22 protein-coding genes are annotated in these 24,818 nt (G+C 71.5%); 12 read left to right on the forward strand and 10 right to left on the reverse strand.

All coding sequences use genetic code 11. From position 1 onward, the window contains the following. Positions 1–178 precede the first annotated feature (178 nt). The 7 genes from WMF11_RS49495 to WMF11_RS49525 all read left to right on the forward strand — a co-directional run bounded on the left by WMF11_RS49495 (position 179) and on the right by WMF11_RS49525 (position 9,026). Entirely contained in the window at positions 179–1,597 is a 1,419-nt protein-coding gene (locus WMF11_RS49495) for a hypothetical protein (RefSeq protein WP_437975731.1), read from the forward strand. Positions 1,598–2,235: 638 nt separating this feature from the next. Continuing rightward, a complete protein-coding gene (locus tag WMF11_RS49500; RefSeq protein WP_437547764.1) occupies positions 2,236–3,324 on the forward strand; it encodes an SDR family NAD(P)-dependent oxidoreductase in 1,089 nt (362 codons plus the stop codon). After that, on the forward strand, positions 3,321–4,613 hold the full coding sequence (locus WMF11_RS49505; RefSeq protein WP_437975732.1) for a TIGR04295 family B12-binding domain-containing radical SAM protein: 1,293 nt from the start codon (positions 3,321–3,323) through the stop codon (positions 4,611–4,613). Before WMF11_RS49500 ends, WMF11_RS49505 begins: the two co-directional genes overlap by 4 nt. Beyond that, entirely contained in the window at positions 4,600–5,799 is a 1,200-nt protein-coding gene (locus WMF11_RS49510) for a glycosyltransferase family 4 protein (RefSeq protein ID WP_437906021.1), read from the forward strand. Before WMF11_RS49505 ends, WMF11_RS49510 begins: the two co-directional genes overlap by 14 nt. Further along, positions 5,790–6,989 (forward strand): CgeB family protein, encoded by a 1,200-nt coding sequence (locus tag WMF11_RS49515; RefSeq protein ID WP_437975733.1) that lies wholly within the window; start codon positions 5,790–5,792, stop codon positions 6,987–6,989. Before WMF11_RS49510 ends, WMF11_RS49515 begins: the two co-directional genes overlap by 10 nt. A gap of 69 nt (positions 6,990–7,058) precedes the next feature. Further along, complete coding sequence (locus tag WMF11_RS49520) at positions 7,059–8,069, forward strand: UDP-glucuronic acid decarboxylase family protein (protein ID WP_437975734.1); 1,011 nt, start codon at positions 7,059–7,061, stop codon at positions 8,067–8,069. A 219-nt stretch (positions 8,070–8,288) separates the two neighbouring features. Next, positions 8,289–9,026, forward strand: coding sequence for a DUF4328 domain-containing protein (locus tag WMF11_RS49525; RefSeq protein WP_437979410.1), 738 nt, complete (start codon positions 8,289–8,291; stop codon positions 9,024–9,026). 45 nt (positions 9,027–9,071) lie between these two features. Here WMF11_RS49525 and WMF11_RS49530 read toward each other — a convergent pair whose 3' ends face one another. After that, a complete protein-coding gene (locus tag WMF11_RS49530) occupies positions 9,072–9,494 on the reverse strand; it encodes a hypothetical protein (RefSeq protein WP_437975735.1) in 423 nt (140 codons plus the stop codon). Positions 9,495–9,614: 120 nt separating this feature from the next. Here WMF11_RS49530 and WMF11_RS49535 point away from each other — a divergent pair, with 120 nt between their 5' ends. Both WMF11_RS49535 and WMF11_RS49540 read left to right on the forward strand, forming a co-directional pair. Beyond that, the gene (locus WMF11_RS49535) at positions 9,615–10,346 is read left to right on the forward strand and encodes a hypothetical protein (RefSeq protein ID WP_437975736.1); all 732 of its coding nucleotides are present in this window, start codon (positions 9,615–9,617) and stop codon (positions 10,344–10,346) included. A gap of 97 nt (positions 10,347–10,443) precedes the next feature. After that, positions 10,444–11,739 carry a tyrosinase family protein gene (locus tag WMF11_RS49540; protein WP_437975737.1) on the forward strand — a complete coding sequence of 432 codons (1,296 nt, stop codon included), beginning with the start codon at positions 10,444–10,446 and terminating at the stop codon, positions 11,737–11,739. Here the strand turns inward: WMF11_RS49540 and WMF11_RS49545 are convergent. The 8 genes from WMF11_RS49545 to WMF11_RS49580 all read right to left on the reverse strand — a co-directional run bounded on the left by WMF11_RS49545 (position 11,715) and on the right by WMF11_RS49580 (position 19,599). Beyond that, the gene (locus WMF11_RS49545) at positions 11,715–12,773 is read right to left on the reverse strand and encodes an AraC family transcriptional regulator (RefSeq protein WP_437975738.1); all 1,059 of its coding nucleotides are present in this window, start codon (positions 12,771–12,773) and stop codon (positions 11,715–11,717) included. The two genes, WMF11_RS49540 and WMF11_RS49545, sit on opposite strands and share 25 nt — an antisense overlap. Further along, a complete protein-coding gene (locus WMF11_RS49550; RefSeq protein ID WP_437975739.1) occupies positions 12,770–13,453 on the reverse strand; it encodes an aspartate/glutamate racemase family protein in 684 nt (227 codons plus the stop codon). Before WMF11_RS49550 ends, WMF11_RS49545 begins: the two co-directional genes overlap by 4 nt. Positions 13,454–13,568: 115 nt before the next feature. Beyond that, complete coding sequence (locus tag WMF11_RS49555) at positions 13,569–14,099, reverse strand: SMI1/KNR4 family protein (RefSeq protein WP_437975740.1); 531 nt, start codon at positions 14,097–14,099, stop codon at positions 13,569–13,571. 71 nt (positions 14,100–14,170) lie between these two features. Then, entirely contained in the window at positions 14,171–14,767 is a 597-nt protein-coding gene (locus tag WMF11_RS49560; protein WP_437975741.1) for a DUF4291 domain-containing protein, read from the reverse strand. Between the two features lie 58 nt (positions 14,768–14,825). Beyond that, positions 14,826–15,665: an N-acetyltransferase gene (locus tag WMF11_RS49565; RefSeq protein WP_437975742.1), complete on the reverse strand. Its 840-nt coding sequence runs from the start codon at positions 15,663–15,665 to the stop codon at positions 14,826–14,828. A gap of 131 nt (positions 15,666–15,796) precedes the next feature. After that, complete coding sequence (locus tag WMF11_RS49570) at positions 15,797–16,069, reverse strand: hypothetical protein (protein WP_437975743.1); 273 nt, start codon at positions 16,067–16,069, stop codon at positions 15,797–15,799. Positions 16,070–16,459: 390 nt separating this feature from the next. Beyond that, positions 16,460–18,646: a WD40 repeat domain-containing protein gene (locus WMF11_RS49575; RefSeq protein ID WP_437975744.1), complete on the reverse strand. Its 2,187-nt coding sequence runs from the start codon at positions 18,644–18,646 to the stop codon at positions 16,460–16,462. Next, positions 18,643–19,599, reverse strand: a complete 957-nt coding sequence (locus WMF11_RS49580; protein ID WP_437975745.1) for a LysR family transcriptional regulator — start codon at positions 19,597–19,599, stop codon at positions 18,643–18,645. Before WMF11_RS49580 ends, WMF11_RS49575 begins: the two co-directional genes overlap by 4 nt. 74 nt (positions 19,600–19,673) lie before the next feature. Between WMF11_RS49580 and WMF11_RS49585 the strand changes: the two genes are divergently transcribed. Then, a complete protein-coding gene (locus WMF11_RS49585; protein ID WP_437975746.1) occupies positions 19,674–20,921 on the forward strand; it encodes an MFS transporter in 1,248 nt (415 codons plus the stop codon). A gap of 111 nt (positions 20,922–21,032) precedes the next feature. Here the strand turns inward: WMF11_RS49585 and WMF11_RS49590 are convergent, their stop codons facing one another. Next, on the reverse strand, positions 21,033–21,467 hold the full coding sequence (locus WMF11_RS49590; RefSeq protein ID WP_437975747.1) for a fosfomycin resistance glutathione transferase: 435 nt from the start codon (positions 21,465–21,467) through the stop codon (positions 21,033–21,035). Positions 21,468–21,958: 491 nt separating this feature from the next. Between WMF11_RS49590 and istA the strand changes: the two genes are divergently transcribed. Continuing rightward, positions 21,959–23,545: an IS21 family transposase gene (istA, locus tag WMF11_RS49595; RefSeq protein ID WP_437975132.1), complete on the forward strand. Its 1,587-nt coding sequence runs from the start codon at positions 21,959–21,961 to the stop codon at positions 23,543–23,545. After that, the gene (locus WMF11_RS49600; RefSeq protein ID WP_437975131.1) at positions 23,545–24,366 is read left to right on the forward strand and encodes an ATP-binding protein; all 822 of its coding nucleotides are present in this window, start codon (positions 23,545–23,547) and stop codon (positions 24,364–24,366) included. Before istA ends, WMF11_RS49600 begins: the two co-directional genes overlap by 1 nt. The last annotated feature ends 452 nt before the right edge of the window (positions 24,367–24,818 follow it).

The raw sequence follows: 24,818 nt of genomic DNA on the forward strand, positions 1-24,818 counted from the left end.
TCAGCAATCGCGGCGCGCGCGCGGAATCCGACCGTCGCTCCTCTGCGCGGCGGCTCGGTGCGGGCGCGCACGGGGGCGCCGCGCGCCGGAAAAGTTAGTTGTTCCGTGCCGGCGCCCTCCACGTATAGTGGGGGTAGTTGGTTGGGCGTAGTCGGTATTCACACCCAGTGGAGACAAGATGAGCCAAGGTGGCTGGGGCGGGGGATCAGGGGGCGGTCAGGGCGGTGGTGGTTACGGGCAACCGCCGGGGGGTGGCTACGGCCCGCCGCCGGGCGGTGGCTACGGACAGCCACCCGGGGGCGCTGGCCCCGGTCAACCGCCGGGCGGTGGTTACGGCCAGCCTCCGGGACAGCCGCCGGGCGGTGGGTACGGCCAGCCTCCGGGCGGCGGTTACGGCCAGCCGCCAGGGCAGCCTCCGGGCGGCAGTTACGGTCAGCCGCCGGGGCAGCCTCCGGGCGGCGGTTACGGCCAGCCGCCGGGGCAGCCTCCGGGCGGCGGTTACGGCCAGCCGCCGGGGCAGCCTCCGGGCGGCAGCTACGGCCAGCCGCCGGGGCAGCCTCCGGGCGGCGGTTACGGCCAGCCGCCGGGGCAGCCTCCGGGCGGCAGCTACGGCCAGCCGCCGGGGCAGCCTCCGGGCGGCAGCTACGGTCAGCCGCCGGGGCAGCCTCCGGGCGGCAGCTACGGTCAGCCGCCGGGGCAGCCTCCGGGCGGCAGTTACGGCCAGCCGCCGGGGCAGCCTCCGGGCGGTGGCGGCTGGGGCCAGCCTCCGGGCGGCGGCGGCGGCTACGGCCCGCCCCCGGGGGGAGGCGGCGGCTGGGGCCAGCCTCCGGGCGGTGGTGGCGGCGGCTACGGACCGCCTCCGGGTGGCGGCGCCGGCTGGGGTGGGGCCAACCCCTACCAGCCCCCGGGCGGCGGCGCGGGCTATGGCTCACCCCCGGGCACGGGCGTCGCGGCGCCGTGGGGAGCGGGAGATGCGGCGTCCTTCGGCTGGGAGCGCCTGAAGCGCGACCCGGCTGTCCTCATCGGCGCCATGGTCGTCGTCGGGCTTGCGTCGAGCGTCCCCAACGGCATCGGCGGAGGCATCCAGGCGGCGCTCGCGAGGGACGCGCCCACCGCGGGGGCGGCCATCCAGTTCCTGATGCAGGCCGTTGCGCTCGTGGTCGGCGCCTACTTCGCCGGAGGCATGAACAACCTGCTGCTGAAGGTCGCGCGCGGCGAGCCGTACTCGTTCAGCGACGTCCTTGGCGGCGGGCGGTGGTTCCTGTCCATCCTGGGCGCCCAGATCCTGACCGGTCTCGCTGTCGGCGCCGGCATGCTCCTCTTGATCGTCCCGGGCGTCATCGTCGCGCTCGGTCTGAGCATGACGACGCTGTGCATCGTCGATAAGAACCTGGGCGCCATCGACGCCATGAAGGAGAGCTGGCGAATCACGACCGGCCACAAGGGCGGCCTCCTCGTCTATGCCCTGCTCGCCTGCGCGCTCGTGCTCGCGGGCGTGCTCGCCTGCTGCCTCGGCACGCTCGTGGCCGCACCGGTCGCCGGCATCGGGCTTGCGTTCATCTACCTGCGTCTGACGGGCCAGCCCACCGCGAGCTGAGCCTCCCGAGGGCGCGCTCCCGCGCCGCCCTCCTCCCTGCAAGCCGAGCCCCTCCCGCGCGCCATCGTCGCGCCGCCTCGCATCTCCCGCCTGACAGATCCCCTCATTTAGCGGGAAATTGAACAGGGAGGCGGGGAGACGGGGAGATTGGTGGGATCTCACTCCCCGTCTCCCCGCCTCCCTGTGAATTTCTCCGAAAAATTCCAGGAGAAGCCGCAGACCTCCCTCTCCGCTTCCGTTTCCGCCCCGCGCCGAGCGCGCTCCTCCCTTCTCCCCCCCGTCCCCGCCCGCGCTCATCGCCTGTCCGAGGGGCGCTCCTCGCCTCAAACCCCCTTTGCGACACATCGAGTCTGCCTGCCATCCGGCGGCGCCGTACCCTCTCCAGGAGGCGCGGAAGGCGCGATACCGATCGTCAAACAAAGCTCCTTCGATCGATTGCGGCTCTCCAGCTCGCATGTTAATCGGTGTCTCCTCAGGGACTCCCGCGCAGCGAGGCGCGGAGCCGGGGGGGACATCGCGCGGCGGGCGGGCGTTCGGCCTGCCTGCCGCGCTGCGCCGTCGTGCGCCGTCCGTTCGCGAGGCGCTCTCTCTCATCGCCCGCTCGCCCGCCGCTCGTCCAGACCGGAACGGAGCATTCTATGCCTGACCATGTCCTGATCACGGGGGGAGCCGGGTTCATCGGCTCTCACCTGGCCGACGAGCTGCTCCGAAAGGGGGAGCCGGTCCTCGTCCTCGACAACCTCTCGCGCGGGTTCGTCGAGCGCAACGTCGAGCGCCTCAAGGGGCGTCACGGCGCTGGCGTGGAGGTCCGGGTGTGCGACGTCCGGGACGAGCAGGCCGTGAGCGACGCCGTGCGGCGCGCCTCGTTCGTCTTCCACCTCGCCGCGCAGGTCGCCATCGCGAGGAGCGTCGCCGACCCGGCGCACGACTTCGAGGTGAACGCGCGCGGCACCCTGAACGTGCTCGAGGCGCTCCGGAGGCTCGACCGCCCTCCGCCGCTGCTCTTCGCCTCCACCAGCAAGGTCTATGGCGCGCTGCCCGATCTGCCGATCGAGCGCGGCGAGGAGCGGTATCGACCCCTGTGCGAGAGCGCGCGCGAGCACGGCATCTCCGAGAGTCAGCCGCTCGATCTCCGCAGCCCCTACGGGTGCTCGCGGGGCGCCGCCGACCAGTACGTGCTCGATTACGCCCGCACCTTCGGCCTCCACGCCGTGGTGCTCCGGGTGAGCTGCGTCTACGGCCCCCCGCAGTTCGGCAACGAGGACCAGGGGTGGATCGCCCACTTCGTCGCGCGCGCCATCCGCCGCGATCCGATCACCCTCTACGGCGACGGGCTGCAGGTCCGGGACGCGCTGTTCATCGAGGACCTCGTCGACGCCCTCCTGCGCGCGCGGCGCGCGCTCAAGCCCGCCTCGGGCCGCGCCTTCAACATCGGGGGCGGCCCGGGCACGGCGGTGAGCCTCGTCGAGCTGCTCGATCTGCTCGAGGAGCTCGACGGGCGCCGCCCGGTCGTCTCGCTCGCCGCGTGGAGGCGGGGCGATCCGCGGTACTACGTCTCCGATTGCCGCGCCTTCCAGGCGCTCACCGGCTGGGCGCCGCGGGTCGCCCTGCGCGACGGGCTGCGCGCGCTCTATCAATGGCGCCTCGGCGTCGAGGCGCGCCTCGGGGCCGTCTACGCCGACATCCCCTCGTCTGTCCGGATGGACCGGCTGGAGGCCGCCTCGTGAAGGTCGCGCTGGTCAACCCGCCCTGGACCTTCCACGGCAGCGTCTACCTCGGCTGCCGCGAGCCGCACCTGCCGATCGAGCTCGGGTACGCCAGGGCGCTGCTCGAGCGCGCGGGCCACGAGGCCGCCCTCATCGACGCCCAGGCGCGCGGGATCGACCTCATCGCGCTGCGCGCCGAGGTCGCGGCGCTCCGCCCGGCCATGACGGTGATCGCCACGGCGCCGAGCTACCTCTCCTGGCGCAGCCCCCCGCCCGAGCTGCGCGTGCCCATGGCGGCGGCCGCCGCGCTGCGGGGCCACGGCGGCCTCCTCGTCGCCGTCGGGCCTCATGGCTCCGCGACCCCGCGCGCGGCGCTCCGCAAGCTCGGCGTGGACGTCGTCGTCCTCGGCGAGTGCGAGGAGATCCTCGTCATGCTCGCCGGCGCGACCGAGTCGCGCTTCTGGCAGATCCCCTCGATCGCCTACCGCAGGAACGGCATCGACCACGTGCAAGGAGGCCCCTACGCCGCCTGCCTGAGGACGCTGCCGGCCCTGCGGTGGGACGGCGCGACGCTCGCGCGGCACGTCCACCACCACCACCGCTTCGACGCCGTGCCCGAGGGGCCGAGCGCCGAGATGGAGACCTCGCGCGGCAGCCCCTGCCGCTGCGCCTCCTGCGCCAGGGACGGCGCGCGCGACAGGCTCCGCAAGCGCCCGCTCGCGACGGTGCTCGAGGAGCTCGACGCGCTCCTCGCCGAGGGCGTGCGCCACGTCTATTTCATCGACGAGCGCTTCCTGCCCGACCGGGCCCTGCTCGAGGAGCTCTGGGCGCGGGACATCGTGTTCGGCGTCCAGCTCAGGATCGACAGCTGGTCGCGCGAGATGCTCGATCTCCTCGGCCGCGCGGGCTGCGTATCCATCGAGGCCAGCGTCGAGCGCCCGTCGATCGAGGGGATGGACGCGCTCGCCAGGCGGTGCAGCGCGTCGACCGAGGAGCTCACCGCGCTGCTCGTCCACGCCCGGCGCAGCGTGCCCTTCGTGCAGGCCAACCTGAGCGACGCGGGCCCCGGCGATCCGGCCGAGGCCGCGTCGTGGCGGCAGCGCCTCCTCGGGCTCGGCGTCTGGGCCAACGAGCCTGTCCCGGCGTTCCCGTACCCCGGCTCCGCCGCGTACACCCGGCGCTGGGGGGCGCCCGACGACGGCGCCTGGGAGCGGGCGCACGCCCATTATATCGCCGAGCACCGGACGTTCGGCGATCTGCCGGACAGCCGGCCGCTGCCGCTCACGGAGCTCGAGCATGGCGCGCGCTGACGCCGGATCCACGGGATCCCCGGGCGCCGCGGCGCCGCGGCCCGGCCGGGTGCTGATGACGGCCGACACGCAGGGCGGCGTGTGGACGGTCGCGCTCGAGCTCGCGGGCGCGCTCTCCCGCGCCGGCGTGGCCACGGTGCTCGCGATCATGGGCGGGCCCCTGTCGCCCGCGGCGCGCGCGGCGGCCGCCGCGGTACCGGGCCTCGAGCTCGTCGAGAGCGCCTACCGGCTCGAATGGATGGATGACCCGTGGGACGACGTCGCGGCCGCCGGCGACTGGCTGCTCGACCTCGAGGAGCGGGTGCGGCCGGACCTCGTCCACCTGAACGGCTACTGCCATGCGGCCCTGCCGTTCCGGGCGCCCCGCGTCGTCGTGGCGCACGCCTGCGTGCTGTCGTGGTGGCGCGCGGTGCACCGCCGGCCGGCGCCGGTCCGCTACGAGCGCTACCGCGCGCGGGTCGCCGAGGGGCTCCGGGCCGCCGACGCGGTGGTCGCGCCGAGCGCGGCGATGCTGAGCGCCCTCGCGGGCGAGTATGGCGCGCTCGGCCTGGGCCGCGGCCATGTCATCCCGCACGCGCGCGACCGCAGGCGGTTCGCGCCGGGGCTGAAGGAGCCGTTCGTCTTCGCGGCCGGCCGGCTCTGGGACGAGGCCAAGAACCTCGCGGCCCTCGAGAAGGTCGCGCCCCACCTCGCGTGGCCCGTGCTCGTGGCCGGGAGCGACGTCGCGGCGGGCGGCGTCGGCCGCCGCGCCGGGGAGAGCCTCTGCTCCCTCGGGTGGGTCGATGAGCCGGAGCTCACGTGGTGGATGTCGCGCGCCGCGATCTACGCCTCCCCGGCGCGGTACGCGCCGTTCGGCATGGCCACCCTGGAGGCCGCCCTCTCCGGCTGCGCGCTCGTGCTCGGCGATCTGCCGAGCCTGCGCGAGGTCTGGCGCGACGCCGCCCTCTACGTCCCCGCGGACGATCCGCGCGCGCTCCACGCCGCGCTCGACCACCTCATCCGGGACGTCGCGCGCCGCGAGGCGCTCGGCGCGCTCGCCCGCCGGCGCGCGGTGCGCTTCAGCCCGCGCGCCATGGCCCGCCGCTACCTCGACGTCTACGCCCTCGCCCTCGCCGCCCGCCCGCCGGCCCCCCGGCGGGTCTGCCCTCCTTCGTCGCCTTCACCCTGCGGGACACCATGCGAATAGCCCTCTTCTGCCACTCCTTGCTCTCCGACTGGGACCACGCGGACGCGCACTTCCTCCGCGGGATCGCGGCCGAGCTCGACGCGCGCGGCCACGACGTGCTCGCCTTCGAGCCCGAGGACGCCTGGAGCGCCCTGGGCCTCGTCGCGGCGTACGGCCCGGACGCGCTGCGCGAGGCCGCCGCCGTCTATCCGCGCCTCCGCCCGCGCCGTTACGCGCTCTCCACGCTGGACCTCGACGCCGCGCTCGCGGGGGTCGACGTCGTGCTCGTCCACGAGCGGAGCGACCCGGAGCTCGTGCGGCGGCTCGGCGAGCACCGCGCGCGCACGGATCGTTATCGCCTCTTCTTTCACGACACGCACCACGGGCTCATCACCGATCCGGCCGCGATCGTGCGGCGCGATCTCTCGGGGTACGACTGCGTGCTCGGCTTTGGAAAGAGCGTTTGTGATCTCTACCTGAGCCGCGGCGTCGCGCGGCGCGCGGTGGTGTGGCACGAGGCCGCGGACGCGCGCCTGTTCCGGCCGCTGCCCGAGGTCGAGAAGGAGCGTGATTTCGTGTGGATCGGCAACTGGGGTGACGGCGAGCGGACGGCGGAGCTCCACGAGTTCCTGGTCGAGCCCGTGAGGGCGCTCGGGCTCCGCGCGCGGGTCCACGGCGTGCGTTACCCCGATCGCGCGCTCTCGGCGCTGGCGGACGCCGGCATCGAGTACGCCGGCTGGCTCCCCAACCACCGTGTCCCGGACGCCTATGCGCGCGCCAGGATCACGGTGCATGTCCCGCGGCGGCCGTACGCCGCGTGGCTCCCCGGCATCCCCACGATCCGGCCGTTCGAGGCGCTCGCGTGCGGGATCCCGCTCGTGAGCGCGCCGTGGACCGACGCCGAGCGCCTCTTCTCGCCTGGCCGGGACTACCTCGTCGCGCGCACGGGCGCCGAGATGACGGAGCACCTCCGCGCGCTACTCGCGGACCCGGAGTTCGCGCGCGGCGTCGCCGAGCACGGGCGCCGGACGGTGCTCGCGCGGCACACGTGCGCGCACCGCGTGGACACGCTCCTCGACCTGATCGACGAGCTGCTCCTGCGGCCGTGCTACCGGCTCGGCGAGGCGGCGGAGGACGACGTGGAGCGGAGCGGCCCTGCGTCCGGCGTTCGCCGCCGCGACCCGGGCCGCTACCGGAGCCCGCTCGCGTGAGGTGCGGCGCGGCGCGGGGGGGTCTCGGCGGTTCACGAGCGGCGGTGTTGCGACGACGGAGGTGTTCCTATGGGTGACGCGAACGGGAGGACGGTGGGGAGCGGCATGCGCGTCCTGGTGGCGGGGGGCGCCGGCTTCATCGGCTCGCACCTGTGCGAGCGGCTCCTCGCGGACGGCCACGAGGTCATTGCGCTCGACGATTTCTCGACGGGCTCGCCGGCCAACGTGGCTCACTTGATGCGCAACAGCCGCTTCTGGCTTGTCGAGCACGACGTGGCCCTGCCGTTCGATTACGAGGTCGACAGGGTCTACCACCTGGCGTCGCCGGCGAGCCCTGCGCGCTGGCGGGGCGATCCGGTGCGCTCCACGCTCACGAACGTGATGGGCACGCTGCACGCGCTCCTGTGCGCCGAGCGGCACGGCGCGCGGCTCTTGCTCGCGTCGTCGAGCGACGTGTACGGCGATCCCGAGGTCGACCCGCAGCCGGAGAGCTACCTCGGGCGGGTGGACCCGGTCGGGGTGCGCGCCTGTTACGACGAGGGCAAGCGCTGCGCGGAGTCGCTGGTGATGGCCTTTCACCGCCAGGGGCGGGCGTCGGGGCGGATCGCGCGGATCTTCGACACCTACGGGCCGCGGATGGCGATCGACGACGGGCGCGCGGTGAGCAATTTCATCGCCCAGGCGCTCCGGGGAGAGGAGCTGACGGTGTACGGGTGCGGGTCGCAGGCGCGGAGCTTCTGTCACGTCGACGACCTGGTGGAGGGGTGTTTGCGGCTGATGGAGCACCCGTCGGAGGTGGGGCCCGTCAACCTGGGGAATCCGGTGGAGGTGACGGTGCTCGAGCTGGCGCAGGAGATCGTGCGGCTCACGGGGAGCGCGAGCCGGATCGCGTACCGCCCGCTGCCGGAGGGCGATCCGATGCGGCGGCGTCCGGCGATCGATCTGGCGCGGCGGGCGCTGGGGTTCGAGCCGCGGGTGCCGCTCCGGCAGGGGCTCTATGCGACGATCCAGAGCTTCCGGCGCGCGCTGGCGGGGCTCGACGAATGCGCGAGGCGAGGGGAGCCGGCAATGGCGAGCTGACGGATTGCCAGCCTGCGATTGTGGTGGCGGGGGCGGAGCGGGCGCCTCGGAGCGCACGATCACCACGCGTGTTCCTCGGCCACGTCACTTGCGATGCGGCGCGTTGCGCTGATAGCCTCGCTCACCGTGAGCGGTTGGGCAGAAGCTCGGGAGGGGTGGGGCCGCGACGTCCGCGTGGTGCGCCGGCGCGCTCGCGTGGCGATTGCCGGGCTGATCGCAATGGGGGCGGTGGCGTCTTTCACGGCGCTGACCGGCGCCTGGCACATCGTGTTGCTCGGCTCGACGGACGTCTCGGCATCGACGTGGCGGCTTGCCAACACGCTCCGTGAGGTCGGGGGATTGCTCGAGCTGGGGCTCGGGATCGTTGCTGGCGTGGTGTTCCTGCGCTGGCTCGCCAGGGCGGTCGCGCTGGCGGGCGAGCTGGATCCCGTGCGGGGGTTTTCCTGGACGCCGTCCGAGGCGGTCCTGGGATTCTTCATTCCCGTCGTGAACCTGGTGCAGCCGTACAGGGTGGCGCGCGATCTCCACGACGGCCTTGCCCCGGAGGCCGTGCCCGAGCCTGCGCCGCGCCCTCTCCTGGACGGCGGGGGGGGTTACCGGCGCGTCGAGATGGAGCACGCCCCCCGGGCGGGCGCGGTGCACCACGCCGCGCTCGGCGCGTGGTGGGGGTGTTATGTCGCGAGCCGCGGCCTCGGGTGGCTGGCCTCTACCATGCCGGATCTGACCGTGGCGGAGTTCATCCGGTCCCGTTATGCGTTCATTGCGTCCGACGCGGCGTCGATCGCTGCTGCGTGGCTCGGGGTGCGGATGATCCGGGCGATCGACAGCCGGGTCGCGGAGCGCCATCGACGGCTCGCGTACGCCTCCGAAGAGGAGCTCGACCAGCTCCTCGTGGAGCGTGATCTCCAGCTGCGGCGGGACATGGCGAAGATCGCCGACTTCGACGATCCCGAGTAGGGCCCGCGCCTCCCGGCGGAGATCTTCTCTCTCCGCGTGGCGGCTTCAGAGCGAGAACTCTGCGCTTGTCCCCGCGGGCGTGAAGACGATCTCCTCCACCAGCGCGTGGAACGAAGCCGGCGTGGCCGCCTCGAGGGCGTTGAACACGGCGAGCGCCGCCGCCGCGCCGACCGCTGCGGGGCTGGTGTCGGTGCTCAGCCCTTCGATCCTGGTCACGGTGACCGGACGTGGGGCGCTGCCGAGAAGGCGGAAGGCGAAGCGCACGCCCGCTGCCGCGCCTCGTTTCCAGTCGTCGTATCCCGCCGCTGGAGCTCCCTCGACGTGGCCCTGAGCGGTGAACCCCGACCCGCCGCAGCTGAACGACACGCCGGCGATCTCGGTCGGGACGTCGTGGACCGTCAGGCTGACCTGCGCGAAGGCCGGCCATTCCTTGTACCGCGCGAACCGGGCGACGCCGACCTTGTCCATCGGTCTTCACCAGCGTACCGGGGTTCAGCCGCAAGCGCCAGGAGGCCACCGGGAGCGACGCCGCGGCGCGCGCTGGCGCGTTGGGATATACAGTGAACAAAGCGTGCGCGCGGGGGAGCCATGATCGCATTCCGTGTCTCGGTCAATGGAACGAAGGTCTGCACCGCGGGCGTCGGCCTGGCCGGCGTTCTGACGATCATCATCACGCGGCGCGCCGGCTCTCCGGAGGCGCTGCTCAGGGACGGCGACGTGTGGATCGGCGGGTTGGCCTCCGACCGCCAAGAGTTTTTGGTGTGGCCTTCCCGCGCGCTCAGGGTCGGGGACGAGATCGGGATCGAGGTCCTCGAGGCCGACACGGTCGACCCCCCCTTGAAACGCACGCCGCGCGGCGAGTCGTATCGCGCCACGCTGCTCCGCCAGGTCCGTGCCGCGCTGGGCGCCCTCGCCGGGCCGATGCTCCGCGATCCACGAGGGCAACTCGCGACCATCTCCCGGAGCGCCCGGGTCCTTCTCTCGAGGACCGCGACCGCGGTGGCGCGCCGCGCTCTCCGTGCGCCTGGCGCGCGCGCAGAACGCGCCCTCCGCGTCGAGCTGAACTCGCGGCGAGTCTGTGTCGCGGGGCTGCCGCGCCGTGGTCATGTGATGGCCTTGATCACCTGGGCCGGACCCACCCGAAGCGGCGTCCCCAGCCATCTCTGGTTCTCGGTCTACGGGCGGGACGCGCGCACGGACGAACGCCTGGACTGGGGCCGTCCGGCGCTGGCCGTCGGCGACCGTATATCCATCCGATTTGCTCGTTCGAGAGAGCACGACGCGCCCACGCGGCGACGTGACCGCCCGCTGGCGCGGTAGGCCAACGCTTTCGTCGCGCTCGGCCAATGTGAGGGCGCGCTCGCGTCTTTATAAACGCCTCATGAACGACGGAGCTCCCGTCCGAAGGAGGCAGGTCATGACACGTGAGTTGCATCGACGAGCGTTCGTGCGTGGGATCATCGCGGCGGCGTCGGCGGCGTGGCTCGGGCTCTCGCTCGGCTGCGGCGCCGACACCCCGGTGGACGCCGGCGACGCGAGCCCGGAAGCCCAGCGGATCGCCCGCAAGAGCGCGTCGGCGATGACCAGCGAAGAGATCGACAGGTTCAAGCGAGCCTACGAGTACGCCGTCGCGAACGGCTTCTTCGACGTCTTCAACGACGAGCACTACGACCACCACCGGCATCGCCACCACGGCGCCGACCTCCAGGCCACCTCGCCGATGACCGTCATGGTCATGGATGAGGCGTCGGGATACCGGCTCCTGCCGTGGCACCGCGCCTTCCTCCTCGAGGCGGAGCAGATGCTCCGCGCTGCCCTCCGCCAGCGAGACCAGGAAGAGGGCGCCGACCCGAGCGAAGCCGATCTCCTGTTCATTCCCTACTGGGACGCGGCGCACGATCAGGACCTGCCGCACTGGGTCCACGGCTTCGAGCCCAGGGGCGGGACGGCCGTCGTGCCCCCCGGCCTGCCCGAGGGGCACGCCGGGTACGGCAAGGAGGTGGGCGAGCGTTACGACATCGTCTTCCGGCGCTGGCCGGGCAAGAACCTGGTCTTCGATACGCTGCAGGCGCCCGAACACGTCGGGCGCATCCTTGCGGAGGGCACGTTCGCCGACTTCTACGATGCGCTCGACGTCACCCCCGAGCTCCGCATCGAGAACTATCCAAAGGCGCTGTCGGCGCTGGAGGTGCTGAAGGTGAAGCTGCCGGACAGCGCGGCCGTCCAGACGCTCGTCGACGCTTTTGGCGGACCCCCGAGCAGCTCGCAGCAGGGCGCGGAGACGACCAACGCCCTCTTCGAGATCGGCTGGATCGGAGCCGTCGAGGCGCAGAAGGCGGCGCCCGACACCGAGCTCGTCGGCGCCGTCAAGGATGTCTATGGCCTCTTCAACTTCATGCCCCACGTCCGGATGCACCTGTGGGCGGGCGGGCTCGATCCGGCGAACGCGGACGTGCGCGGCACCGTGACGTATTTCAATGAGCTGACGGTCGATCCCGTGTTCTGGATGCTCCACGGCGAGCTCGATCGGTACTGGTATACATGGGAGAAGACGCACGCGGACACGCCGCCGCTCCAGGGCGACGACCGGGACTTCAACCCGCTCACCGCGAGCGAGGGCGCCTGGTACGGCGGCGGAAAGACGTACACACTCGACGATCTCACCGCGCACGACGCGCTGCCGTACGTTTACGATGTGCTGTTCGAAGAATGACGCGCCGCCGCGCGGGGGAGCTCTCGCGCTGGGCGCCCCGCGCCGCGGCGGTAGGCGGCCGGCGTCACGCCGGTCCAGCGCTTGAAGGCGCGGTGGAACGTGCTCACCTCGGAGAACCCGAGCAGGAACGCGATCTCCGAGATCGCGTCGCGCGACTCGCTCAGGTAGCGCACGGCGAGATCGGCGCGCAGCCCGTCGAGCACCGACGAGAGCGATGTGCCCTCCTCCTTGAGCCGCCGCTGGAGGCTGCGCGGGCTCATGCGCAGTCGGGCCGCGATGGCCGGCAGCCCCGGCTCGCCGTGGGCGAGCTCGGCCGCGATCGCGGCGCGCGCGCGCTCGAGGAAGCTCGCCTCGGCCGGCAGCGCGGCGGCGAGCGAGGCGAGGTGCTGGTCGAGCACCTCGCAGAGCAGGGGCTCGGCGTGCGCCTGGGGCCTCGCGAGGAAAGCGCGCTCGATCACCAGCTCGTCGTGGGCCTCCCCGAAGCGCAGGCCGGCGCCGAAGAGGCGGCGGTGCTCATCGACGCGCGGGGGCGCGGTGTGGCGAAACCGCGCCGCGCGCGGGGTGAACGCCGGGTCCGCGCCCCGCCTCGCGAGGACGACGAGGTTGCCAAGGAAGAACTCGACGGCGTGGCGTGAGGGCGCCGGGCTGCTCCGGGGCGGCTCGTGGCGGAGGCGGGCGACATCGCCGTCGATCTGGATCTCGAGCGAGGGGCCGATGGCCACGACGCGGAGGTAGCGAGCCGCGCGCGCGTAGGCTTCCCCGAGGGTGGCGCTGCTCCGCACCGCGAACCCGAGCGCCCCGAGGCTGCCCACCGGCAGCCTCTCTGCGAGGCGCAGGCCGAAGCTGTCGTCGCGGGTGAGCCGGGCGGCTTCACTCCAGAGCCGGGCCTCGATCGCCCGCGGAAAGCGCATGTCCGGATCGGCGAGGTCCCCCGGATCGACCCCGGCGGCGGCGAGCAGCTCCGCGGGCGCCACGCCGTCGGCCGCCGCGCCGGCGACGACGGCCTGGAAGACCTTCACGGAGATGTCGCTCATGGCTCCCCGCGGAGCTGGGCGGCATCGTGTTGCGCCCTCGATCGATATTTCGACACGGCAGCCTCCACGCCCGATCGCGAGCTGCTCAGAACGGGGATTCCGAGGTGCCGGACCAGCTCGGCCGCGGGGGCCATCGACGCCTGAGCCAGGAGCACGAGATCGCCCGGGAGCGCCGTAGACTCGATCGTCCTGGCGATCTCGCCGGCATAACCAGGAGAGTCACCCCTCTCGAAGAGCCGCCACGCTCGCCCGCACAGGACTTCGACGACATCGATCGAGCGACCCGCGTCGGAGGCTATCTGACGCAGCAGCGCTCCGGTGGGCTGAAAGGTGCTCTGGAGCGCGGCCACGACGAGGATCCGGCGACCGCTCGCGACGGCTTGCTCGGCCATCGGGCGATCGATCCGCATCACGGTACAGTCCGAGACGGGGACCGCCTCCGCGACGCCGCCGAGGGTCGAGCAGGTGCACACGATGACCCTCGCACCCTCGTTCGCGAGCGCCTGGACGGCCGTGGCGGTGGCCGAGCGGATGCCGTCGGTGATCCCACCGGCCGCCAGCGCATCCGCAAGGAGGCTCTCCTGCACCTCATGCCGGACCGGAATCGCGTCGTCTGCGTCCCGAACGAGACGGCTGAACGTCTCGACGTGGACGCGGGAAGTATGAAGAAATGCGAGCATGTTTCTCGGTATCCGGAAGGTTCAGGGCTCGCCCGCGCGAGGGACCCATGTTCGTGGATGAACAGCCAGTACATCCGGCTGTTGAAATATCATGCCGTCCGGCGTTGGCGGCCCCCTATCCATTGGCATCCACGAGCTCGCTCCAGAACCGGATCCTGCGCATGTCTCCGCTCGCGGCGTCGACGGGAGACGGTCGGCGAAATTCGCGGCGCAGGTACGTCGCGAGATCGCTGCCGTAGCAAATGATGTCGGTCTGGTAGACCGAGAAGACGGGGTTTCCGGCGAGCGCCGGCTCCGCCGGAATGTAGCGGTGGCCCGCGACGGGAATCAGGCGGGGCGCCTCTGCGACCGCGGCCCGAGCGATCTGCAACGCTTCTGGTAGCTCCGGAGGACGAGCGCCCCATGCGTCCAACCAGAAGACGTTGTGCTCGATGTCGAACGCGATGCCTTCGAAGGGCCAGTCGAGCCGCCGGCGAATCTCCGTCGAGTGTGGCTCCCGCCAGTCGGGAAAGCGCCCGCCAGCCGGGAGCCCCTCCGAGAGAAAGGAGCGCAGATCAGGCGGAAACCTTGCGCCGATGACGGACTCGGCCCGGTCGATCTCGGATTCCGTCAGACCGGGGGCAATCGTGATACCCGCGTCGATCAAGATCTGGAGCTCCGCTCGCCAGTCCATCCGCCTCTCCCGTCCGCTCGATGAGTCAGTTCGTCGATGGCGCGTCATGGGTCGATGAGCAGCCGCCTGGCGATCCTCTCGTCAACGGCGTAGGGCCTCTCGCGCGGCAGCAACTTCGCCGCGCTGTCCGCGTGGCCGGCCTGAATCTGCTGGTACATCTTCCGGACCAGGGGAGTTCGGTCCTCGATGGCGACGACCCAGCTCTCTGCGTACTCGCGAATGAGATCGCGGCCGACGCCGACCTGGATGCTGTAGCAAGGCAGCGGGCCGCCTCGCAGGTTGCGCTCGGTGTCCCATTGAATGTGGACCTTGGCTTCGGCAAACGCCTTGCTCCACTCGTCCGGCGAGCGAAACACCGTCGCTTCCGGCGAGGTGAGGACGGCGAGGGAGAGCGCCTGCTCCCAGCCCGTCCGCCGGATGCGGACGGCGAGGATCCGCTCCTGCCCGGCCTTGCGCCCCCAGTTGCTGCGGTGCATGAGCCAGAGAAACGACGGCTTGATCCAGGTCATGCGACCGAACGAGAACGGGGCGACGAAGCGCTGGGCAGCGAGCGCAGGCTCGGCGATGGCCGGCGCGTAGGCCTGGTACATGACGATGGTCTCCGCGTCATAGTCCGCTCGGATCTCGTGAAGCTTCGGCATGCGGTCCACTCTTCGCGATCGGTAGGATCTGCCGGGAGGCTACCCCCGAAGACGGCGCTCAGGCGAAGGACTTGATGAGCGTCGCCTGCGAGTAGATGGCCACGAGGCCCGCGCGCTCCAGGTTACGCTGCGAGGTGCTCCCCGCGTCGGCGACCGAGTAGGCGATGTCGCACCCGGCGTCGCGGGCGTACAGGAGGCGGGCGTCGATGAGGGCGCGCTGCACGCCCCGGCCGCGGTGGGCCGCGAGTGTCCCGCCCGCGAACAGGAGGGCGACGCGCTCGTGCACGTAGACCGCGCCGACGCCGGCGACGGCGCCGGCGGTTGACGATGCCAGGAAGTACGCCGCCCCGGGCACGTGGAAGCCCGCCTCGAAGACGTCGGTCCGATCGGACGGAGGCTCACCCGGTATGGCGAAGGCGGAGAGCGAGGCCGCGACCCACGTCGAGGCCTCCTCACGCGCGGCGCGCCGCACGACCAGGCCGCCGTGCGCGGCCGGCTCGGGCGCGTGGACCTCGACCGCGGGGGCGAGCCGGCGCACGAGCACGGTGTCGAGCGAGTCCAGGCGGAAGCCGCGCTCCCCGAGCCGCGCGAGCAGCGAAGGGTGGGCAAAGGGCGAGACCAGGATGCGCGCCGCGGTGCCGCGCGAGGCGTAGAAGTCCTCGAGCGCCTCGACGTCGCGCGCCTCGACCGGGCCGCTCAACCCGAGGCCGACCGCGCGCGAGAGCCGGGCGTGCGGGGCGACGAACGCGGCGCGACCGCCGGCGATAACGGCGACGGCGGCGCGCCGCGCCGGGACCCGTGCGGCGACCTCGCGCGCGAGCGCCTCGATTTTCGCCGCCTCGGTGGCCTCCAGCCGGGCGGACAGGGCCTGATCGACGAAGACGGGTCGGGGCGTCACGCGGGAAGGATAGCGCCGGAGACGGCGGCGCGGACGCTCACTGCGGCCCGACGGGTCGGCGGCATCGTGCTGCCTCGCCCGCACAGGACCTCGACGACATCGTGCGAGCGCTCCGCGTCAGCGGTGTACGGTCAGCGTTCTGGATGCGTGCGCTGTGCCCAGTTGACCGCGTATGCCTGGGCATCCTCCACGTCCAAAGGCACAGCAGTCCACGCGCCGACGGCATCGCCAACCTCGTACTCTAGCTGGTCTTCAGCGTTCTCGCGGCATTCGTGCCATGTGTCGCCAGCGAAGACGCCATCCCGTGTGAAGCGATAGAGGAGCGCTGGTCCATCGTCGAGGACCTCCATCAAGACGACTTCAGCCAATGGCATGAGGTGGCCTGCGCCTCCGAGCGTGCCCATGGTGTGGCGAGTGCCAGGCTCACCCCGCAGGGGACCAACGTGCGCTACAAGGCGAAGCTTGGACATGGGGCGAACCTCTCGGAGCGGCCGAACATCCTAGAACACCCACGACGCTCCAGCTTCCCACGTTCTGGATTCCTCCGTGGCGGTTCGGTCGTGTGAGGCGGTACTCGGGTTGTTGTAGCAGGTTAGCTCGAGTGTCGCCGGGTAGAGGCGGGTGTCAAGCCCGCTGGTCCGCCGACATCCTCTCCGCGGCTGGATCCGCGCCGGGCTTTCGCGTTGCGGATGAGCTGTCCTTCCAGGAGATCGCGGCGCTCTCCGACTGCAGCAGGAGCGCCTCGTCATTGAGGGCACGAGCCCCGCTCGTCAGCGTCGCGCGTCGTGACCAGGTTAGCAGGGCGGCCGCGCCGCGGGGGCGCCGGCCGGTGTCTCTGCGGGTCGCTCTGGCTGAAAGCGCAGGAAATGGACCTCGCCCAGCACATCGCCGGCGACGATCGTGGAGCCGTCGGAGGAAGCGGCGCAGGCATAGAACGGGGCGTCGCCGGTGAACGTCGCGACGAGGGCGAGCCGACGGAGGTCCCAGACGCGGACGGTGCGATCCCTGGAAGCAGAGACCAGGAGCCGGCCGTCGTCGGTGGGCGCGAGGGCCTGTACGAGGCCCGTGTGCGCCCTGAGCACGCCGATCTCGGCCCCGCTCTCGAGATCGAAGACGTGGATGTCCGGGGTCATCCCGCTCGCCAGCACACGACGCCCGTCGCGCGTCACCGCCACCGTCCAGGCCTTGCCCGTGGATGGGGTCAAGCTCGACAGCTGCAGGCCCTTCGCGATGTCCCAGACTTCGATGGTGTGCCAGGACGCGACAACGAGACGCCGTCCATCGGGCGTCACGACCATGGTGCCCGCTTGACCCCAGGTCGGGCCCAGCGCGCGCAGCTGCTCGCCCTCGCCCGAGTCGAGCACCCGGATGTGATCTTCGTGCGCATGCTGGACGATCAGCTTCGATCCATCGGGGGTGATGGCCAGCCGAGCCACCACGAACTCGGAGCCCTCGGCGTGCCAGAGGCGCTCGCCAGACGCGATGTCCCACGCGGTGAGCGACGGGCCCTCGATGGCGGAGAACATCCGCTTGCCGTCGCGATCGATGACCAGGAGCGCCGAGTCGAACTCCGACATGTTCCACGTCGGAAGGGCGGGCTCATGCCTCATGGCGCGCTCTTCGCGGCAGCTCTGGAGATCCCAGCGCTTGATCGTGTGGTCGATGGACGCGGAGATCGCCCGCTGGCCACCAGGGAGCACGGCGATCGCGGAGACAGCGCGCGTGTGGCCTCGGCGAGCGCCTCTCAAGAGGTCCTCGACCGGATGACCGTCACGGCTCAGATCCCAGATCTTGAGCGTACCGTCGCCGGAGGCAGAGACGACGCGCTGTCCGTCGGGCGAAATGGCGACGCCGTTGATCTCATCCGCGTGGCCGTCGAGCGCCCGCACCTCCGAGCCGTCGGCGAGCCGGATGATGCGGAAGAGCCAATCGCCTCCGTCTTCCCCAAAGTCGAAGCCTGCGGAGATGACATGGCGTTCGTCCGGCATCACGGCGAGATCGTTGATTCTCCGACCATCGCTCGGAAAGTCGCAGGCGATCTCGCCGGTCGCGAGCTCCCACACCTTGAGCCCGTCTCCCCCGCCGGAGATCGCCCGCGCTCCGCCGGGCGTGATGGCCACCGCGGTCACCCAGCTCGTGTGACCCCAGAGGGCGCGAACCGCCGTGCCGCGCGCGAGATCCCAGAGGATCAACGACCTGTCCTCCGAGGCGGACACGGCCCGCTGCCCATCGGGCGTGATCGCCACCGCGCGGGTCACGTTGGGGAACCAGGCGTTCTCCTCCGCTTTTACGTGGCCTTCGAGCGCGTGCTCTTCCACCCCGTCGCGCAGGCGGACGACCTTCAGGATCTCGTCCTCCTGGGCGATGAGCGCGCGCTCTCCATCGGGGGTCACGGCCACGGCCTCGACCGGGCAGAGCCCCGGGAATGCCCAGCGCTCGGCGCCGGACTGGAGGTCCCAGAGCGTCAACGTGCCATCGGTCGAGCCCGAGAGGACGCCGAGCCCGTCCGGCGTGACGGCCACCGCTTTCACTGCATCGCCGTGGCCGGTCAGGGTCATGATCTCGGCGCCGCTCGCGAGGTCCCAGACCTTGACGGTGTGGTCGCTCGATCCGGAGACGATCCTGCGGCCGTCCGGCGTGAGCGCGACCGAGTGAACCGCTCCCGAGTGGCCGGTCAGGGTGCGGAGCAGCGGTCCGCCGGGAGGGGTGAGGTTGCGCGTCATGGGCAACAGCTGGGGAGATTTCGCCGCCTGCGTGGCCTGCTCCAGCAGCGCCTCGACCTCGGGCAGGGGGCACCCGAGCAAGCGACCGCGGAGCTGGGCCGCGAGCGCCCCCGGATCGCCGGCCAGCACGTGCGCGGAGAGCCGGATCGCGTCCATGACGAGCCTGGTCGCAGCGGTGGCGGAGAGACTCGAATCCTCGGTGAGCGCGTGCGGCCCCTCGACCTCGAGCCTTGCGTGGAGTTCGCTGAACGGGATCAAGGGTTTCCTCCTGCGCTGTCCGCGCCGTCGACAACCGCCGGCACGGACGCCCGCATCACCTCGATGAAGCGACGCAGCCGGGCCGGATAGAAGCGGGCATGAGGATAGACCAGGTGGACCGGCAGCGGATCCGCCTGCCACGACGGCGCGAGGTGCAGCAGCCGCTTCTGCGCCAGGTCGTCGGTCAACAGCCAGGACGAGGCCACGCAGACGCCCAGCCCCATCAGCGCGGCGCTGCGCAGGGCATACAGGCTGTCGGTGCTCATGCGCGGGCGGATCGCGAGCTCGACCCGTTCATCGCCCGACGCGCGGGTCAGCGTGATCGTGTCGCGGTAGTAGGTGCGCAACGCCAGCCACGGCATGTCGGCCAGATCCGATGGATGAGCCGGCCGCGCGGCCCGGCCCAGCACCGAGGGCGCGGCGGCCACGATGCGCGGCACCTCGGTCAGGCGGATCGCCACCACGGCCGGATCGGCCACCGCGCCGACCAGGATCGCGCAGTCGATGCCGTCGGCGATGAAGTTCGGCTGCCCGTCGTGCAGCAGCCACTCGACCGAGACGCGCGGGTAGCGGCGCAGGTAGTCGGCAAGCGGCTTGACCAGCTGGTGCTGGCCGAACGCGTGCGGCACGACCACGCGAAGCGTCCCGTCGGGCTGGTCGCGGTCGCCTCGCATGTCCGACGCGAACGCCTCCAGGCTGGTCAGCAGCGCCTTGGCGCGCTCGAAGCACCGTTCGCCGTCCTCGGTCAGCTTCATCGTGTGCGTGGAGCGCTGCAGCAACGGCAGGCCCAGCGAGCGCTCCAGCGCCTGCAAGCGCCGGCTCACGGTGGGCTGCGTCGTGCCCAGCAGCGTGGCCGCGGCCGACAGGCTGCCGGCCTCGACGATCCTCACGAACGTCTGCAGCAAGCCGATGTCGTCCAGCGACGAGGGCGAGGGGGGTGCCGGCCTGGTCATACGTCAACCGTATAACCATCGTGCGCTCCATGCCACTACAGCGCTGGAGCGACGCTTCCCATACTCGGTGTACCATGCACGCCATTCAGTTGACGCATACACCCCCCGCCACCCAGCCGCCGCCCGCCGCGTCCGCGCCGCCCCTGCCCGCCGCCCTGGTGCTGCTGCTGGCCACCGGCGCGGGCCTGGCCGTGGCCTCGATCTACTACAGCCAGCCCATGCTCGGCGTGCTGGGGGCCGAGATCGGCGCCTCCGACCGCGCGCTCGGCCTCGTGCCCACGCTCACCCAGCTGGGCTATGCGCTGGGCATCCTGCTGCTTGCGCCGCTCGGCGACCGCTACGACCGGCGGCGCATCATCCTGGCCAAGGCTGCCCTTCTGGCCGCCGCGCTGCTGCTTGGCGGCGCCGCGCACGCGATCGGCACGCTGCTGGTCGCCAGCCTGGTCACCGGCCTGGCCGCGACCCTGGCGCAGGACATCGTGCCCGCCGCCGCGACGCTGGCCCCGGAGGCGCATCGGGGCAAGGTGGTCGGCACCGTGATGACCGGCCTCTTGCTGGGCATCCTGCTGTCCCGCGTGATCAGCGGCTTCGTGGCGGAGAATTTCGGCTGGCGCGCGGTGTTCGTCGCCGCCGCGGCCAGCATCGCCCTGCTCGGCGCGGCGATGTGGCGCAGCCTGCCGCGCTTCGAGCCGACCACGCAGCTGAGCTACGCCGCGCTGCTCGGGTCCCTGGCCGCGCTGTGGAAGCGCCACGGCGCCCTGCGCCGCGCGACGATGGCCCAGGGGCTGCTGTCGGTGGGGTTCAGCGCGTTCTGGTCCACGCTCGCCGTGATGCTGCACGGCGGGCCGTTCCACCTCGGCAGCGCGGTGGCGGGCGCCTTCGGCCTGGCCGGGGCGGCCGGCGCGGTGGCGGCGCCCCTGGCCGGCCGCATCGCCGACCGCAGCGGGCCCGAACGGGTGACGCGCATGGGCGCCGCCCTCTCGTTCGTGGCCTTCGCCGCCATGGCGCTGTCACCCATGCTGTCGGCGCATGGACGGCTGTGGCTGCTCGGCGCCAGCGCCGTCGCCTTCGACCTCGGCATCCAGGCCGCGCTGGTGGCGCATCAGACCATCGTTTATGGCATCGAGCCCGGCGCGCGCAGCCGTGTCAACGCCGTGCTCGTCGTCGGCATGTTCGTCGGGATGGCCGCCGGCGCCGCGCTGGGCAGCGTGCTCTTCGCCCGGTGGGGCTGGCTGGCGGTGACGGCCCTCGCCTCGTCGGCGGCGGCCAGCGCGCTCCTCGTCCGACTCTGGCCGGCGCCGCGCCCGTCTCCGAGCGCGTGACGGCTCACGACAGCAGACCTCCCCCTGTCCTTCAGCCCTGCTTTTGCCAGCGTGATCCGCGCGACGTCTCCTTCTGTACCTCGACGATGCCGAGCGCCACGTGGTGATCGCTCAGCGCGCCGGCGCCTCGCTCTCTCCGTCGTCGAAGAACTCCATCCCTTCATAGGGCTTCTCGCGGCAGGACGTAATGCGCGTCCGGAGGTCGCCGACGTGGATCTCGAGCTTGTGGCCGTCCGGGTCCTCGAAGTAGAGCGATGCCCCTTCGGAGCGGTTCTCTTTCCAGATCCGGGCCCCGCTCAGGCGAACGGCCTCGCCCAGGGAGGCGAAGCCCTCTGCATCGACCGAGAAGGCGAGGTGCGAGTCGTCGGCCTGCCGCGCGGCGCGCGCGTCGAGCTCCAGACAGAGCCAGAGCGTTCCCAGCTCGAGGTACGCGCCCCTGGCCCACTGCGCTCGCCGCGTTCCGCCGAGCACCTGGACGTAGAACTGCACGGCGCGGTCGAGATCTCGAACCGCGAGGGTCACGTGGTTGATGCCGCCGATCGCCATGGCTCCGGCAGCATAGGCGACAACGGGCCCGTGATGGAGTGTTCGATCTCCAGGCTCCTGGTTGACGGACCGGTGCGGGGACGGCGAGCGCCGAGCCCCGTCGCGGCCTCGCCCCTTCACGGCGCGTCGCGCCGCTGGCAGACGCCCGGACGCAATGAATTTCATGCTCCTTTACATTACTTCACACGATAGTTTTCGAAATTAAACCACGAATCGCTCCTGGCACATGGATCCATATCGCCGAGGGTGGGTGGTGCCAGTTCGCAGGCTCATGGGGCCACCTGACGGCGTTTTTCGCAGGGTCATGGGGCCACCCCAATCGCAGGAGGATGGGGCCACCCGCGCGGGGGCGTGACCCAGTTTTTCGCAGGGTCATGGGGCCAGCTTCCGAGGTTTTTCGCAGGGTCATGGGGCCAGCTCGGGACGCCGCGGTCGGGATCTGAGACGGGCTCCTTCCGACGACGGCGCGGGTCGCCGTCGGAAGGAGCCCGATGCCCTACCGAGAGCTGATCATGGTTGACATCAAGGAAATGCTCCGCCGTCGTGCGGCGGGGCAAAGCGCGCGTCAGGTGGCGCGCGAGACGGGGTTCGATCGCAAGACGGTCGGCAGGTACTTCGAGGCCGCAGCGACGCTGCCACTGCCGCGCGACCGCGAGCCGACGGACGAGGAGATTCACGCGATCGCCCAGCGCGTGCAGGCGCGCCCGGTGCCCGACGCGAGCGACGAGAGGAAGCAGGTCGACGCGCATCGCATGCGTATCGAGGCCTGGCTCGCCCAATCTCGCCCGCTGAAGCTGCGGAAAATCCACACGCTGCTTCAGCGCGACCACGGCGTCACCGCGAGCTACGACACCCTCTGGCGCTTCGCCAAGGAGGAGCTCGCGTGGCGCAAGAAGACGCCGACGGTTCGTGTCGCTGATACCGAGCCCGGGGAGGTCGCGCAGGTCGACTTCGGCCTCATGGGCAAGCTGTTCGATCCGGCGACGCAGCGAGCTCGCAACCTGTGGGTGCTCGTGGTGACGCTCGTGTACAGCCGCTACCAGTTCGTGTGGCCGTCGTTCGAGCAGACCACCGAGGCGGTGTGCGCGGGCCTGGATGCGGCGTGGCGGTTCTTCGACGCGATGGCGCGCGTGATCATCCCGGACAACATGAAGGCCATCGTGCTGCGCGCTGACGAGCTCGCCCCCGTGCTCGTGCCGGCCTTCCTCGACTACGCTCAGACGCGCGGGCTGTTCGTGGATGCCGCGCGTGTCAGGTCGCCGAGAGACAAGGCACGTGTCGAGAATCAGGTCGCCTACGTGCGGGAGAGCTGGTTCGACGGCGAGTCGTTCACGAGCCTCGACGACGCGCGCGTGTCGGCTGAGCGGTGGTGCCGCGACGTCGCCGGCGCGCGCGTCCACGGCACGACGCGCGAGGTGCCGCGTGAGGTGTTCGAGGCGCGCGAGAGGAGCGCCATGAAGCCGGCGCCGGCAGCACCGTTCGACGTGCCGTACTGGACCGACGCGAAGGTGCACCCCGATCATCACGTGCAGGTGCTCCGGTCGCTCTACAGCGTGCCCACCCGCTACGTCGGCAGCACGGTGCGCGTCCGCGCCGACCGCGCCTCGGTGAGGCTCTACGCCGGTACGGAGCTCGTGAAGGTGCACGCGCGCGTCGCGCCGGGGAAGCGCTCCACCGATCCGAGCGACTACCCCATGGGCAAGGACGTCGCGGCGGTGCGCGACGTCGCCTCCCTCATCGCGAGTGCGAAGACGTGCGGAGTGCATGTCGGGGTCTACGCCGAGCGGCTGCTCGCGGTGCCCTTGCCCTGGACGCGCATGCGGCTGGTCTATGCGCTGCTGCGTCTGTGCAAGAAGTTCGGTAACGGGCGCGTCGAGGCGATCTGCCAGAGCGCGCTCGCGTTCGATGTCGTCGACGTGCAGCGCGTGGCCCGCATGCTCGAGACGGCGAAGACGCCGGCGTCACCGTCCACGGGCCAGCGCACCGTCGTTGCGCTGCCCGCGCCGCGGTTCGCGCGTAGCACGGAGCACTTCGCGACGCGCACGCCGGCGGCTGCCGCGACCAAGGAGGACTCGTGATGAGCGCGAGCGAAGTCGACCCTGCGCTCATCACGGCGCTCAAGCGCCTTCGCCTCGGCCGCATCGCGGCGACGCTGCGCGAGCGTCTCCTGGTCGCCGAAAAGCAGTCGATGGGACACGAGGAGCTGTTGCTCATGCTGCTCACCGACGAGATCGCGCGTCGCGAGGCCAGCGCGACGGAGAGCCGCGTACGCGACGCCGGGCTCGATCCGGCCATGCGCCTGGAGCTCTGGGACAAGACGGCGAAGGTCAGCTTCGACAAGCGTCTGCTCGGCGGGTTCACGAGCCTACGCTTCCTCGAAGAGCACAAGCACATCGTCATCCTCGGCTCTGTCGGCGTGGGCAAGACCTACCTCGCGAACGCGCTCGGACACCTCGCGTGCCAGCACGGCTACAGCGTGCGCTTCTTGCGCGCGGACGCGATGCTGCGCAGGCTGCGCCAGAGCAGACTCGACAACTCACGCGACGCCGAGATGGTCGCGCTCACGACCGTCGACCTGCTCATCCTCGACGACTTCGCGCTCGAGGCGATGAACAAAGAAGAGAGCCGCGACGTGTACCAGCTCTTTCTCGAACGCACAGGCAACGCTTCGATGATCGTCACGAGCAATCGCGACACGGCCGAGTGGCTCGCGATGTTCGACGACGTGCTGCTCGCGCAGAGCGCCGTCGATCGGTTCAAGAACGCGGCGTTCGACTTCATCATCGACGGGGAGTCGTACAGACCGCGGCTCAAGCCGAAGCTCGACGAGAGCACCACGGCCGCGCCGGTGCCCGCGCGCAGCAAGCCGCCCACCCACCCACGCAGCAGGCGGCGATGACCGCTGCGGCCCCGGCGAGGACGTCGAGCCCGGGGCCGCGCCTCTGACCCCTCGCTCCGATCGGTGTGCCTCGCCCACCCTCGTCGATAGGACCGCTGGTGCTGCCGGGGGCGGGGTGAACCTGCCTGGTCCTGAGCGTCGCGGACCCTGCCGGGTTCTACACGGGGGCCTGGGTGGCCCCATGACCCTGCGAAAAGAGAGACGTCGCCGGTCGCTGCGCGCCCGGCTCCGGGGACCTCGACACGCTTCGCGGTCTCGGGCATGGTCGAGACCGATCACGGCGTCTCCCCCTGGCCCCATGACCCTGCGACGGGGTGGCCCCATGACCCTGCGACGTGGCAGGTGGTACGCCAAGCGCACGAGGATCCGTGCTGAAGTCCGGAAGAACCCTACTGGCGCACGGGTCGAAGAGCGACTATGCAATGCGCCGCCATCGGCCGTCCGGCGATGGG

Origin of the sequence: Sorangium sp. So ce295 (genome assembly GCF_051527405.1) — a bacterium.
Classification (GTDB): Bacteria; Myxococcota_A; Polyangia; order Polyangiales; family Polyangiaceae; genus Sorangium; species Sorangium cellulosum_B.